The sequence below is a fragment of the Halopenitus persicus genome (assembly GCF_002355635.1).
Classification (GTDB): domain Archaea; phylum Halobacteriota; class Halobacteria; order Halobacteriales; family Haloferacaceae; genus Halopenitus; species Halopenitus persicus_A.
In genome coordinates, this window is the sequence record NZ_AP017558.1 from 606393 (window position 1) to 618943 (window position 12551).

General features: G+C 61.2%; 12 protein-coding genes, 1 tRNA gene and 1 pseudogene. 4 read left to right on the top strand and 10 right to left on the bottom strand.

Annotated features, from left to right (window positions below):
* Nucleotides 1–231: 231 nt before the first annotated feature.
* Nucleotides 232–1140, top strand: coding sequence for a pyridoxal 5'-phosphate synthase lyase subunit PdxS (gene pdxS / locus CPZ00_RS02990; RefSeq protein WP_096389535.1), 909 nt, complete (start codon nt 232–234; stop codon nt 1138–1140).
* Nucleotides 1141–1233: 93 nt separating this feature from the next.
* Here pdxS and CPZ00_RS02995 read toward each other — a convergent pair whose 3' ends face one another.
* From CPZ00_RS02995 to CPZ00_RS03005, 3 genes are all read right to left on the bottom strand, one after another.
* Entirely contained in the window at nt 1234–2109 is an 876-nt protein-coding gene (locus CPZ00_RS02995; RefSeq protein ID WP_096389536.1) for a homoserine kinase, read from the bottom strand.
* A gap of 242 nt (nt 2110–2351) precedes the next feature.
* Complete coding sequence (locus tag CPZ00_RS03000) at nt 2352–2603, bottom strand: hypothetical protein (RefSeq protein WP_096389538.1); 252 nt, start codon at nt 2601–2603, stop codon at nt 2352–2354.
* A gap of 426 nt (nt 2604–3029) precedes the next feature.
* Nucleotides 3030–3644, bottom strand: coding sequence for a fasciclin domain-containing protein (locus tag CPZ00_RS03005; protein WP_096389540.1), 615 nt, complete (start codon nt 3642–3644; stop codon nt 3030–3032).
* A gap of 372 nt (nt 3645–4016) precedes the next feature.
* Here CPZ00_RS03005 and CPZ00_RS03010 point away from each other — a divergent pair.
* Nucleotides 4017–4673: pseudogene (locus CPZ00_RS03010) on the top strand (hypothetical protein); the annotation flags it as partial.
* 1321 nt (nt 4674–5994) lie between these two features.
* On the opposite strand, the gene CPZ00_RS03015 reads toward CPZ00_RS03010, so the two are convergent.
* From CPZ00_RS03015 to CPZ00_RS03035, 5 genes are all read right to left on the bottom strand, one after another.
* A protein-coding gene (locus tag CPZ00_RS03015) for an IS630 family transposase (RefSeq protein ID WP_096389541.1) occupies nt 5995–6995 on the bottom strand; the annotation gives its coding sequence in 2 pieces (ribosomal slippage) (nt 5995–6503 and nt 6503–6995; 1002 coding nt in all).
* Between the two features lie 320 nt (nt 6996–7315).
* Complete coding sequence (locus tag CPZ00_RS03020; protein WP_157744156.1) at nt 7316–7744, bottom strand: ester cyclase; 429 nt, start codon at nt 7742–7744, stop codon at nt 7316–7318.
* A 293-nt stretch (nt 7745–8037) separates the two neighbouring features.
* Nucleotides 8038–8325, bottom strand: a complete 288-nt coding sequence (locus CPZ00_RS03025; protein ID WP_096389545.1) for an amphi-Trp domain-containing protein — start codon at nt 8323–8325, stop codon at nt 8038–8040.
* Between the two features lie 176 nt (nt 8326–8501).
* Nucleotides 8502–8575: transfer RNA gene (locus CPZ00_RS03030), tRNA-Ile, on the bottom strand.
* Between the two features lie 119 nt (nt 8576–8694).
* Entirely contained in the window at nt 8695–9393 is a 699-nt protein-coding gene (locus tag CPZ00_RS03035) for an FxsA family protein (protein ID WP_096389547.1), read from the bottom strand.
* Between the two features lie 101 nt (nt 9394–9494).
* Between CPZ00_RS03035 and CPZ00_RS03040 the strand changes: the two genes are divergently transcribed.
* Both CPZ00_RS03040 and CPZ00_RS03045 read left to right on the top strand, forming a co-directional pair.
* The gene (locus CPZ00_RS03040; RefSeq protein WP_096391572.1) at nt 9495–10130 is read left to right on the top strand and encodes an IS6 family transposase; all 636 of its coding nucleotides are present in this window, start codon (nt 9495–9497) and stop codon (nt 10128–10130) included.
* 97 nt (nt 10131–10227) lie between these two features.
* The gene (locus tag CPZ00_RS03045; protein WP_096389549.1) at nt 10228–10983 is read left to right on the top strand and encodes a DUF1405 domain-containing protein; all 756 of its coding nucleotides are present in this window, start codon (nt 10228–10230) and stop codon (nt 10981–10983) included.
* A 46-nt stretch (nt 10984–11029) separates the two neighbouring features.
* Here the strand turns inward: CPZ00_RS03045 and CPZ00_RS03050 are convergent, their stop codons facing one another.
* Nucleotides 11030–11884 carry a TatD family hydrolase gene (locus CPZ00_RS03050; RefSeq protein WP_096389550.1) on the bottom strand — a complete coding sequence of 285 codons (855 nt, stop codon included), beginning with the start codon at nt 11882–11884 and terminating at the stop codon, nt 11030–11032.
* Between the two features lie 53 nt (nt 11885–11937).
* The gene (locus CPZ00_RS03055) at nt 11938–12510 is read right to left on the bottom strand and encodes an HIT family protein (RefSeq protein WP_096389552.1); all 573 of its coding nucleotides are present in this window, start codon (nt 12508–12510) and stop codon (nt 11938–11940) included.
* Nucleotides 12511–12551: the final 41 nt, after the last annotated feature.

Consider the following 12551-nt stretch of genomic DNA (forward strand, 5'->3'; position numbering starts at 1 on the left):
CGCGAAGGACGTGCGGGGCCCGACCGCGAGGGACGTGCAGTGACTCACGACCGCCCGAAGATCGCGGACGCCCGACGTCGTTCCCTCGGGACCGTAACGCGGACGTATCCACGGTTGTGCACACATCGATCGATCGCCGATTCGGTTGAAGAGTCAACACATCTCTATCCGAGAACCTGAATCGGAATCGAAAGGCGCGGTCGTTAAGTGGGTACCGTTCAAAGGGAACGTATGGCAGACGCCACCGATCTCGAGGAGCTCAAACGCGGCACGGAGCTGGTCAAACGCGGGTTCGCCCGGATGCAGAAGGGCGGCGTGATCATGGACGTCGTCACCCGCGAGCAGGCCCGGATCGCCGAGGACGCCGGCGCGGTCGCGGTGATGGCGCTCGAGGCCGTCCCGGCCGACATCCGGAAGCGCGGCGGCGTCGCCCGAATGCCTGACCCGACGAACGTGACCGAGATCATCGACGAGGTCTCGATCCCGGTGATGGGGAAATCCCGGATCGGCCACCGCAAGGAGGCGGAGATCCTCGAGTCGCTCGGCGTCGACATGATCGACGAATCCGAAGTGCTCACGCCGGCGGACGACGAGTACCACATCGACAAACGCGAGTTCACCGCGCCGTTCGTCTGCGGCGCTCGGAACCTGCCCGAGGCGCTCCGGCGAATCAACGAGGGCGCGGCTATGATCCGCACCAAGGGTGAGGCCGGAACCGGCGACGTCAACCAGGCGGTCAAACACCAGCGGACGATGCAGCGACAGATCCGCGAGATCGCCGGTCTCGAGCACGCCGAGCGCGAGAAATGGGCCCGCGAACACGGTGCTCCACGCGAGCTCGTCCACGAGACCGCCGAGGCCGGCCGGCTCCCGGTCGTCAATTTCGCCGCGGGCGGGATCGCCACCCCGGCGGACGCGGCGCTGATGATGTACTACGGCTGTGACGGGATCTTCGTCGGCTCGGGCATCTTCGGCGCGGAGAACCCCAGCGAGATGGGGACGGCGATCGTCGAGGCCGTCACCAACTGGGACGACGCCGACGAACTCGCCGAGATCGCCCGCGGCGTCGGCAAGGGAATGCAGGGCCAGTCGACCGACTCCATTCCGGAGGAGGAGCGACTGCAGGGCCGCGGCGTCTGAGTCGGGCACGACCCCCAACCGATTCCGACCGTTTTTCGACCGTCCGGTATACGGATCCGAGGAGAAAGCCACCGACTTCGGTCGTGGGAGTCGTCACAACACCGTCGCGCCGCGGCCGATCCGGGTCTGATACGCCCGTGATTCGATGCCCGCGTTCGCGAACGCGTCGACCATCGCAGCGGCGACGTGTCGGCGGTCGGCCTCCGGACAGACCGCGAGTACCGTCGGGCCGGCGCCGCTGACGGTGACGCCCGCCGCGCCGGCCTCGAAGGCCGCCTCGCGGACGTCGTCGTAGCCGGTGATGAGTCGGGCGCGCTCGGGCGTGACGACCGGATCGTCCATTCCCTTGCCGACGAGCACCGGGTCCGACCGACACATCCCGATCGTGAGCGTCGCCGCGTTGCCGACGGTCTCGACGACGTCCGCCATCGATGCCGTCTCCGGCACGACACGGCGGGCGTCCCGGGTCGAGACGGCGACGTCGGGCAGACACGCCACCAGCGGAACGCCCGTCTCGACGCCGTGGGTCCCGGTCGGGGTGGTGACCGTGAACCCGCCCACGATGGCCGGCGCGACGTTGTCCGCGTGGGCGACGCCGGAGACGACCGCCTCACCTTTCGCGGCGATGGGGACGAGCTCCTCCCGCGAGTAGCCGCGGTCGTAGAGCTCGTTGAGTCCGACGGCCGCGGCGGCGGCGCTGGCCGCCGAGGAACCGAGACCCGAGGCCGGGCGGACGCCCTTGTCGATGTGGATCTCGGCGGGCGCCTCGAGCGCCTCGACGACCGCGCCGACGGTGTTCTTCTCTGGGTCCTCCGGGATGTACTGCGCGCCGACGCCGGTGACCTCGATCGAGGTCGTCTCGGCCTTCTCGACGGTCACGACGTCGGCCGGCCGGGCGAGCGCGGCGCCGAACGTATCGAACCCGCTGCCGAGGTTCGCGCTCGTAGCGGGTGCCCGTACCGTGATCATACTCGGGGGTTGCGTCGGCGAGCAAAAAAGGGGGTGGATCGATCCGCGATCGGAAGCGAACGCGAGCGATCGTGCGCTCGACGGCGGCGGACCGGAACGGAGCGGGATGGCGGATCGTGTGCAACACGGGGCGAAGAGGGAACGAGGAGGGAACGAGGAGAGGACGGGGGAGAACGGGTCGAACGGTCGGCGGACCGACGGGACGGCGGCGTCGGGGAGAACGAGGAACCGAAACCGGCCGGTCACTCGGCCATCGTCCACAGGATCGGGCCGATGACGATGAGCACGAGGCCGAAGAGGATGTACGGAGCGGTCATCGTGGAGAACGGCGCAACGGCGAAGATCAACCCGAAAAGGGAGAGGTTGATCGCGAGGATGCGCTGGCTCTTCAGCGGAAGCGACCCCAGCGTGGTCACCGCGAACGTGAACAACAACACGTGCCCCAGGTGATAATTCAGCAGGAAGCCGTTGACCAGGGGTTGCAGCGGGATCATTCTCGTTCGAGAGTGCGTCCGGTCGGCGCATTAAAGTTCCGTTTCGTTCGACCGAGCGCGTCGCCGCGCCGTTCAAGCGATCGGATCTGCGTCGGCGGGAAGCAGCCCGAACACGGCGATCGCGCCGCAAGCAGCAGTCCGTCAGAAGTGACGGGTTGTCCGGCACGACGCTCACGGACCGTCGTCTCGAAACCGGTAGAATGCGGAAATTGGGTGGCTGGAGAGTTTCCGGTCCCGATCTCCCCTAGCTGAGAACGGCCAGGATGTGAGGTAGGACAACACGGATTCGAACACGTGGGGCCGAGCGCTTCACAGCCGTCCGACGGGCAACCTCAGAGCGTCACAGATGGTTTTGCGGTCGTGCTGAATAGAGAGAGGTCGCTCAGGGAAGGGGCGCTCAGGGAAGGGGCGCTCAGGGAAGGGGTGCTACCCTTCCAGCACTTGGTCGACTGTCGGAGTCGTCAACACTGCGTCGATCGCGTGGATGACACCGTTCGAGGCCTCAACGTTGGCCGTGGTGATGTCTGCGCGGTCGTCGAGCGTCTTGCCGTCAACTGAGAACGACTCGCCGAGCAGCGTGTCGATTTGTGGAGCGTTCACCACCGACGCCGCGTAGCGACGTCCTCCGGTCACGTGGAAGAGCAGCGTGTCCGTAAGGAGGTTATCGGGATCATCCAGTAGGTCAGTCGCCGTGAGGCCGGTCGCGTCTTCGACTGTGGCGAAGAAGTCCTCAAACGCTTCCTCCGTGGGCGCAAACACGGTATACTGATCGTCGTTGGTCAACGTGTTGAGAACGACCGGATCCGCTGCTTTGACCGCGGCAATCAGCGTGTCGAAGCCGAGTTCGTCAGCGGTGGCGACGATGCCTTTCTCCACGCTCGCGCCACGACGGTTCGCGGCGTTCGCACCACGACGATTCTCCCCGCTCGCACCACCACGGCGGTCATTGCCGCCGCCGCGGGCGGCGGCGCCGCCGGAGCTGGCGGTGATGATTGCGGCACCTGTCGCGATCTGCTTCAACACCGTTCGTCTGTCTTGCATCTTTGAACCTCATACGATGGGAGGGCTACCAAATCATAGTTATTTATTGGTTACTGTGGGTTTATTCGTAAATTGTATATTAGTGATGGATAGGCGCGGAATAAGTATGGTTGGCAATACTCCATTCGTTTTCGGTATGCGTTCTGTACTGACTGATGCAATCGGACTCTTTCTGGCAAGGGTCCCAGGTGAGATGTGCGCGTCGTATTCAGCGCCTATTTCTATCGGGATCAATATATATCAACCGCGCCGTCCCGGAGTATTAGATCCGGGAGTAGGCTGAAAATAACACCAAGTAGCCTGATGACTACCGTGTTAGCGTCATGTTTAGTTACGGGTGAAACGTGAGGCGTGATGAGTTCTGTGTGCTCTCTGCCCGAAATCACACGCCGCAGCGGTGGGTGCGACTGGATCGATATGGGTGGTGTGGAGCGCGATCGCACACCCCGATCGGCGATGACGCTCGGTATGCAACTCCAGGGTGCTGAAATCTCATTTTTAAATACAATCTCCATCTCTGATTGTTTTGGTATCACACGCAGCCGAAAAGCCGTCCACGATTGGGTGCAGAAAGCCGATCTGCAACGCGATGGAGGCCGATCCGAAGCACGTTGCGGTTGATGGGAGCGTGAGTCGAATCACAGATCAGCAGTACTGGCTGTACGCGGCCGTCGATCCAGCTACAACCCACTTCCGTCATGTTCGGTCCTTTTCCACGTATACGACTGCAGTAACTGAGATATTCCTCAGAGAGATACGTGAGAAACACGATGTCAATGATGCACACTCTCTCGGTGGTGATGCGGATTGGCTCCAAACCGCGCTCCACCGACACGAACTCGATTCAGCTCTCAAACGACACGAACTCGATTTCAGAGACGAACGCCACGAAAGTCGCAACCGCGCCGAACGTGTCTTCCATGAGGTAAGACGATGTACCTCTTCGTTTGCAAACCGTATTGGCCACGGGATCCACGCACAGCTGAAACGCGGGTACACACCGTCGCCGTCCGGCACAATGCTACAAACCAAACACGACGTCTGGAATCGGCCAGGGTTTTATTATCATTGAACATAATTCGTGTTTATGGGTAACATGTGTGATGGGGGTCCAGATGTTACACTGGAAGGAACGCAAAGCGACGGAATTCGAGAGTTCACGCTCTCTGAATGTTCGACTAGGCTTCCAGTTGATCTGGGGATCTACAGCGACGATTACAGTCCCGTCCGTACGAAACGGTTGTGCGGAGGTACCGAAATGGAGTATCTGACCTTCGGCGCCGAATGCGGCTACGCAACGGTTGACGAAGACCCACCGATTGGTCTCCCCCCTTAACACGTATCCAACACGATTAGGATGTCCGACGATTCGTTCCACTCGTCAAGCCAGGACTTCGAGGCAGTTGGAGACGAGAGTGCGCAAGGAGACGAGAGTGCGCAAGGAGACGGAGAGGAGCAAGTTGACTCACAGGACGAACCTTCGGAGTCGCGATTTGCGAGGTTACTGGACCGGGTCGCTGAGGACAACCCACCAACGACGTCGGACGATTTAGGGACACAGACGACGGCCGAGGACAGCCGGGAAGACGAACCTCCGGAGTCACGATTTGCGAGGTTACTGGACCGGGTCGCTGCGGACGACCCTCCAACGACGTCGGACGACTCAGGGACACAGACGACGGCCGAGAACAGCCGGGAGGTGGTGGTTGAAACGCGATTAGCGGCGGCCCGGGACATACTCACAGAACGTTTCGAACGGCTAGAATCCGATACGAACGTTGTACTTAACGGAACGCCGTCGAGTGCCACGGCCAAGCGATCACTCCTTGCTGCAACAGTTCTGGTCGTTACTATCGGCGGTGGGGGATTGGGTGTCTGGGTTGCGTTGCCTGAACTCGGCGTCGATGGGTCTGACCCAGTTGTGTCAAATACGGCGGGTGGGGCTGGGACACCAGAGTCAATTGCGTTGCCGGTTGATGAAGCGAGGTATTTGAACCGACTGTTTACGGAAGCAAATCACGAAATCGCCTACTGCGGCCAACTCTCCGCCGAGGAGACTCCATCCGTGTTAACTGTCTGGAAGGCTGATACGGTCCAATCTAACCGTGAGCGAATTCAATTCGATACCCAGAATTGTCCGGCAACGACACCGAATGTGCTCGTGCATACGCATCCAAATGGCGTACTCAAATTATCGGAACGTGACAAACAGACACTTGCCAATCATTCCGCCGAGTTCATGTGTGTCCAAGGCGGGGAACTTCGGATCCAACCAAGTCGAGAGTTGAGGTCCTTCGCGTGTTATCAGCAAACCCACGGCGAGGACGGCGAACTAGTGCTATAGTAGACATTAGAAATAATTGCTCACTTTTGGGAGCGACAGCTGGTCAAGAGCGGTATCGATCGCCGTCGTGAGTTCATCGAGCGAGTCAAAGAATCGGTTGCTCAGAGCGTCCTGGAGTTGTCGCCAGCACTCTTCGACAGGATTGAGTTCCGGCGAATACGCAGGTAACGTGACGAAGGCGAGGTCGTCACGGGCCGCCAGGTCCGTGACGGCCGACGCCTGGAAGTACGACGCCCCATCTAGCACGACGATCAAGTCTTCTTCAAATTCTTTGCATAACGCGAGAATGAAATGTTTTGCGTGGTCGGCGGTGACGTACTCGGTGAACCGCGAGAAAAAGCAGTCACCGTTTTCGGTGACTGCGCCGAGTAGACACGTCCAGTCACGTTGGCCAGAGAGTTCGACGCTCGGCCGCGTGCCGCGCGGAAACCACGCGGCACGCGGCTCGACCTGGACAGATTTTTTCGTCTGATCGATACAGACTACTGTGGCGTCCATCTCCGCTCGCTTTTTTTGATCTCGTCGTGGAACTCTTCTTGGTCGGATTCTTCAGATTCAGCGGCTGTACGTCGAGGTTTTTGATAGCTGAGTCCAGCTTCTTTCAGCAACCGCCGACAACTCGGGGCAGAGTACTCGACGCCGTAGGTTTCTTCGAGAAATTCCTGAACGAGCGCCGGCGTCCACGCCGGCGCGTCGATCCCAACTTCCTCGGGCGGTTCATGAACAGTTCGTTCGAACTCTTTTTGCTGTGATTCTGAGAGCTTTCGTTTTCTCCCAGATCGATGAGCATCAGACACAGCTTGCTCAAACGGTTCGTCCGTATCAAGTCGCATTAACCAGCTGTAGATCGTTCTTCGCCCGGTATCGTGCCACTCTGCAAGTTCGGTCTGCGTTACACCGTTTTTGTACGCAATCGCCGCTAACAACCGTTGAGTCGGCTTGTTTCCGTCAACATTGTCGAGGGCGTCTTGGAGTTCTTCGACGGAGATCTCGTCGAGATGATCCATTGAGTATAGCAACAGTCTTTGAGCGGAAAGTTCTAACGATTACTATATCTCGGGTCCCGGTTATTCTGGCCCACGAACAAACATGACCCGCCAGGTGTGCGGTCGTAGCGCAGTTCTCGACCCGCAAATCGGTGAGCGATCGAGGACGTGAAACCATCATCTGCTGAGGACTTCAACAAAGCCCTCCGTGAGGGTGATGGTGTGGAACAGCTGAGATTCTATCAGCGTGTTGTTGGCTTTCCGAAACGGATGGCTGACTCGCCACTTAAATAGACGGGTGGGTCTCAACGAGCGCTCACCGAAAAAGTATGGAACGGTGTTCAATTAGGTGATTCAATGACGCCGAGTTGTTCCATAACGCTCATCGTATCAAACTTGGATACGGACTCAATAATTTCGCCATTCTCTACGTAATGGATGACGATCCCGGTGAACTCTAACCGGTCGTCAGTGGGAGGTATCTCCCTGAATTCACCCTTGTGCGTCCCCTTGATACGAAAATGTTCAACGATCGCATCGTCACCGACGATCCGATCTTCAACTGTAATCGAGATGTCGGGGAATGCTTTGCTATACTCAGCCACGTACGTTTTAAACGCGTCTCTCCCCTCGATCGGTTCGTCGGCGCCAGGGGTTTGAACGGCGTAGTCGCGAGGAATCTCCTCTTCAACCACGGTCATGTCTCCATCTCCAAACGCTTCCTTCCAGACTCGGTCTAACACTTCGGTGTCTACGGTCTTTGCTGACATTGTTACCCCGCTCTCCATCCAATCGGATTCATTAGCTTCCGCGAATCCGAACTGGATAGACTGAATACTACAAAATCACGCCTCAAATCAGTTCTTGACAGATACATACCAACTCCCTGGAAAATTCTCAACTCTTATGAACGTCGTCTTTTCTCAGTATACTGTGATACCCCCTGATGTGGCACGAACGGGGCATAGAGGGCATCACCTCCGAATGAGACGGCTCTGTTCAAATCCTACTTTCCAGACATGTCTTTGCCTGAAACAACCGCTCGATGAGATCTGTGGAGTGACTACTCGATTTCTAACTGACCACTTCCGCCACCTTCCTCACCGTCGTTCTCGTCCCATTCGACTTCGAACTCGATACTTCGTTCAGTCATGTTGCCGGTCGGGCCTTCGCGTTCAGCTTTGACCTCGAACGTCGGTCGGGCAGGGGGATTCAGTGTTACAGACTCGGAGCCCGCTTTCAGGGTGATCGCGTCACCGCTGTCCAGATTGTCCGCGACTTTCCGAAGGTACGATGCAATCTCTTCTCGACTCTGGTCGCTCTCTGACTTGAACAGGACTTCTTCAGGCATACAAACATACTATACTACCCTCACCGATAAGCCCACCCACTGTATCGACAGAGCAAATGAGGCCACCTCTAACGCGCGAATGGACGTTTCTCTCAGGGTAATTGGGAACGAAGTTAGGTGGCTGGGGAGGATACAGCCCCTAACACGCCACGGCCAAAGACCGTGGACGCTGTAGGTGGGCCAACACGGATTTGAACCGTGGACCTCCCGGTTATCAGCCGAGCGCTCAACCTGACTGAGCTATTGGCCCAGGTGAGCGCATTCACCGCTTGCGGGGGTAAGAGTTTAAGGGTTTCCTTTTCGAGATCGTCGCGCAGTCCGTCGGTTTTCCCCACGGTATCGATCGACGTACTCGGAGCCACCGCGCCGTCAGCGATCGTCCGTCGACCGCGTTTCGTCGTCCGCGGGCTCCTCGTCGGTCCCGTCCTCCACGGTGTAATCGACGTCGACCACGTCGTCATCCCCCCGGTCGGTTCCGGAACCGGCACCGGGGCTCGATCCGGACCGGGGACCCGGCCCATCGGCTGCACTACCGTCTTCGGTTTCGTCACTGGCACCCGGCTGCGTGGCTCCGCCGAATCCGCCGCCGGAACCGCCGAATCCGCCGCCGAAGGCACCACCGCCGGCGCCGCCGAACTCGTCGCCGTCGGGAAACCCGCCGATGTAGACGTTCCCGCTGAGGAATCCGTCGGTCCGGCGGTCGAGGTAGGGGACGAGGACGAAGCGCTTCGTCACCGCCCGGATGGGGATCCGGGTCGGCGGGAACGCGAGCAGGAACCCGATCGCGTCGGTGACGAGCCCGGGCGTGAGCAGGAAGGCGCCCGCCGTGATGAGCAAGGCCCCGTCGAGCAGCTCGTTCGTCGGCGGCTCGCCGCGTGCGGCCTTCCGCTGGAGTCGAGCGAGCGTGTGACGCCCCTCGGCGCGGACGAGCAGCATCCCCAACAGCGCCGTGAGCACGACCAGGGCGACGGTGAGCTGCCAGCCGAGGTGGTCGGCCACGACGACGAGGAACAGCGCGTCCGCAAGCGGGATCAAAAGAAGGAGCGCGATCAGATAGCGCAGGCGCATACCTCGGGGTTCACGACGGGGCCCCATAGCCCTTTTCGTCGGAGATGAAGTCGTGTTTAGTTAACTATGAAAAGTGAGGCGTGATGATTTCTGAGTGGTCTATGCCCGAAATCACACGCCTCAGCGGTGGTTGCGACTGGATCGATTTGGATTTTGTGGAGCGCGAGCGGACACCCCGATCGGCGATGAAGCTTGGTATTCAACTTCACGTTGCTGGTCTCTCACTTTCGAATACCATCTCGATTCTTGATAAGTTGGGTGTCACACGCAGCCGAAAAGCCGTCCACGATTGGGTACAGAAAGCCGATCTGCAACTTGACGGAGGTGCCAATCCGGAACAAGTGGCGGTTGATGAGAGCGTGATCCGAATCAATGATCAGCAGTACTGGTTGTACGCGGCGGTCGATCCATCTACAAACCACTTCCTTCATATTCGGCTCTTTTCCACGTATACGACTGCAGTAACTGAGATCTTTCTCAGAGAGCTCCGTGAGAAACACGATGTTGATGACACGCTATTTCTTGTCGATGATGCGGATTGGTTGCAAACCGCGCTCCAACGACACGGCCTCGATTTCAGATACGAACGCCACGGAAATCGTAACAGCGTCGAACGTATCTTCCGTGAGATAAAACGACGCACCTCTTCGTTCTCAAACTGTTTTAGCCACGTTGATCCAAGCACAGCTGAAACGTGGTTACACACCTTCGCCGTCTGGCACAATGCTACAAACTAAACACGACTGGAGATGAGGGGCAACGGCGACGCCGCGGCGCGGTGACCGAATCGTCCGGGACCGCCACCGCTTTGTGAGGCGGCGACGACCCACGACTATGGCACGCGGGTCCACCGTCGAATCGACCGACTCGGCCGCCCCTCCCGAACCGAGCCGGGAACGGGGGGCACCGCGGGACCAGCCGGATCGACTGCCGCTCCCGCGGTGGGCTGCGCCCCTCCCGGCGCGACTCGAGACGGTCGCGCTCCGGCTGGTTTGGATCATCGTCGCGATCAACCTCGTCGGGACCGCCTTCGGGTTCTGGTACTACCGGTTCCAGTTCGAGCAGATCGCACCCCGGTGGTGGATCTTCGTCCCGGACAGCCCCGGCGCCACGCTGTTCATCGCGCTCGCGCTCGCGGCGTGGGCGATCGGCCGACCGAACGACACCCTCGCGTCGCTGGCGTTCGTCGGAAACATCAAGCTCGGCCTGTGGACCCCGTACGTGTTGGTTGCGTTCGCGCCGGGATTCCTCGAGTTCACCGCGGTGCCGATGTACCTCTTTCTGTTCTGGAGCCACATCGCGATGGCCGTCCAGGCGTTCGTCCTTCACCGGATCTCGGGGTTCCCGCTGCACGCGATCGCGATCGCCGCGGCGTGGTACACGGTCGACCTGCTGTTCGATTACTTCGTCCCGCTCGGCGGACAGGTCACGCACACGTCGCTGCCGTACGCGGGCTCAATGCCGTGGTTCACGACGACCGTGCTCCAGGTCGCGGCCGCGGGCGCCGTCGCGTTGACGATCGCTCCGATCGCGTGGCTGTTGGCGACCCGGATCCGGATCGTCGCGACCGGCGGACACGCCTGGGAGTGATCCTCGCGACGACGCGCTCGAGGCGTCCCTACCGCTCGAGGCGTCCCTACCGCTCGAGCGTCGTCTCGGTGTCGATCCCGTAGACTCGTTTCGGCGTCTCGACGTGAGCGATCCGGACGGCGTCATCGTAGCCCTCCTCGAGCAGCCAGCGAACGCGCCGCGGGACGGTCTTCGGGCCGAGGACCGCGCCCGGCTTGTCGGGATCGTCGACGAAGTCGGTCTCCATCAGGAAGGGATCGCCGCGCTCGGCCGCGCGCTCGAGCCGGTCGCGCTCGCTCATCACGCTCGGGGTCGGTCCGCGGAGCCGACCGGCAGCGTAGTGTTTGACCACGCGCTCCGGATCGAGCCCGCGCTCGGCGGCCCAGTCGGCCAGCTCCGAGAGGTCCTCGCTGGCCTCCGTGTGCAGCTGGACCGCGCAGTCGTGCTCCGCGCCGAGCGTGAAGGCGTGTTTCGTGACCGCGTTCGAGGCGTCCCACGCGGCGTCGGTCACCTCGTAGTGTGGCCGCCCCGACTTGAGGGCGAGCGCGTCGCCGTCGGCGACGTACTCGGCCGCCACGGAGAGCCCGCCCTGCATCAGCTCGCGAGCCTCGTCGGGCGAGAAGTCGCGCTCGTCCACCAGCCGGCTGATCAGGCCCGGATGGACGCCGAGGACGGGCCAGGCGCCGCCGTCGAGCAGCTCGTCCGCCGCGGCGACGACGTCGATCGTCTCCTCGAAGACCGTCCGGAAGTCGGCCGGCTCGTCGGCCTCGACGCCGAGGTGCCAGGACGGCTTGTTGACCACGAGCAGGTGCGTGCCGCCGAGGGTCCGAAAGTCCCTGACCGCGTCCATCCCGCGACCGTGTCGCGGATCCAAATGGAGGTGGTTGTCGAGCACCGGCGTCGGGAGATCGGGATCCGTCATCGGCGAGTCCTTCGGCCGGCGGCCCAAAAGTCTCCGCGGTCGGAGCGGGGCGATCAGAAGGACAGCCTGACCGCGCCGGCGGTATCGCCGGCGTCCCCGTCATCGCCGTCGATCGCCGGGACCGCGACCGCGGACTCCAGTTCGCCGAACGCCGCGTGGAGGTGCTCGTAGGTCCGATCGACCGCCTCGACGATCACCTTGGCGTCGCTCACCACCGGCATGAAGTTCGTGTCGCCGTCCCACCGCGGAACCACGTGGGTGTGGATGTGGTCGTCGATCGAGCCGCCGGCGGCCGACCCGCCCAGGTTCATCCCGGTGTTGACCCCGTCCGGCCCCGAGGCGGCCTCCAGCGCCGCGATCGTCGCCGCCTTGAGCCGGCCGTGTTCGAGCATCACGTCGTCCGCGAGCGCGCCCCACTCGGCGACGTGGCCGTACGGGATCACCATCGCGTGGCCCGGATTGTAGGGTGCGTTATTTAAAAGAACGAAGTTGTGGTCGCCGCGGGCGACGATCCGGGCGTCGACGTCGTCGTCGCGTTCGGGCAGGACGCAGAAGGGGCAGCCGTCGATCGGGTCCCGGTCGCGTTCGACCCACTCGATCCGCCAGGGGGCGTAGATCCGGTCCATACCGTCGATGCGGTCCGCCGGGCCTTGAAGGCAGTCGGTCG

Coding starts and splice junctions, on each gene's coding strand:
- CPZ00_RS03050 (WP_096389550.1), bottom strand. CDS start 11,884: ATGACGGATCCCGATCTCCCGACGCCGGTGCTCGACAACCACCTCCAT.
- CPZ00_RS03000 (WP_096389538.1), bottom strand. CDS start 2,603: ATGATCCCGCTGCAACCCCTGGTCAACGGCTTCCTGCTGAATTATCAC.
- CPZ00_RS03040 (WP_096391572.1), top strand. CDS start 9,495: ATGCCCGAAATCACACGCCTCAGCGGTGGTTGCGACTGGATCGATTTG.
- CPZ00_RS03005 (WP_096389540.1), bottom strand. CDS start 3,644: ATGCAAGACAGACGAACGGTGTTGAAGCAGATCGCGACAGGTGCCGCA.
- CPZ00_RS03035 (WP_096389547.1), bottom strand. CDS start 9,393: ATGCGCCTGCGCTATCTGATCGCGCTCCTTCTTTTGATCCCGCTTGCG.
- pdxS (WP_096389535.1), top strand. CDS start 232: ATGGCAGACGCCACCGATCTCGAGGAGCTCAAACGCGGCACGGAGCTG.
- CPZ00_RS03045 (WP_096389549.1), top strand. CDS start 10,228: ATGGCACGCGGGTCCACCGTCGAATCGACCGACTCGGCCGCCCCTCCC.
- CPZ00_RS03055 (WP_096389552.1), bottom strand. CDS start 12,510: ATGGACCGGATCTACGCCCCCTGGCGGATCGAGTGGGTCGAACGCGAC.
- CPZ00_RS02995 (WP_096389536.1), bottom strand. CDS start 2,109: ATGATCACGGTACGGGCACCCGCTACGAGCGCGAACCTCGGCAGCGGG.
- CPZ00_RS03020 (WP_157744156.1), bottom strand. CDS start 7,744: ATGTCAGCAAAGACCGTAGACACCGAAGTGTTAGACCGAGTCTGGAAG.
- CPZ00_RS03025 (WP_096389545.1), bottom strand. CDS start 8,325: ATGCCTGAAGAAGTCCTGTTCAAGTCAGAGAGCGACCAGAGTCGAGAA.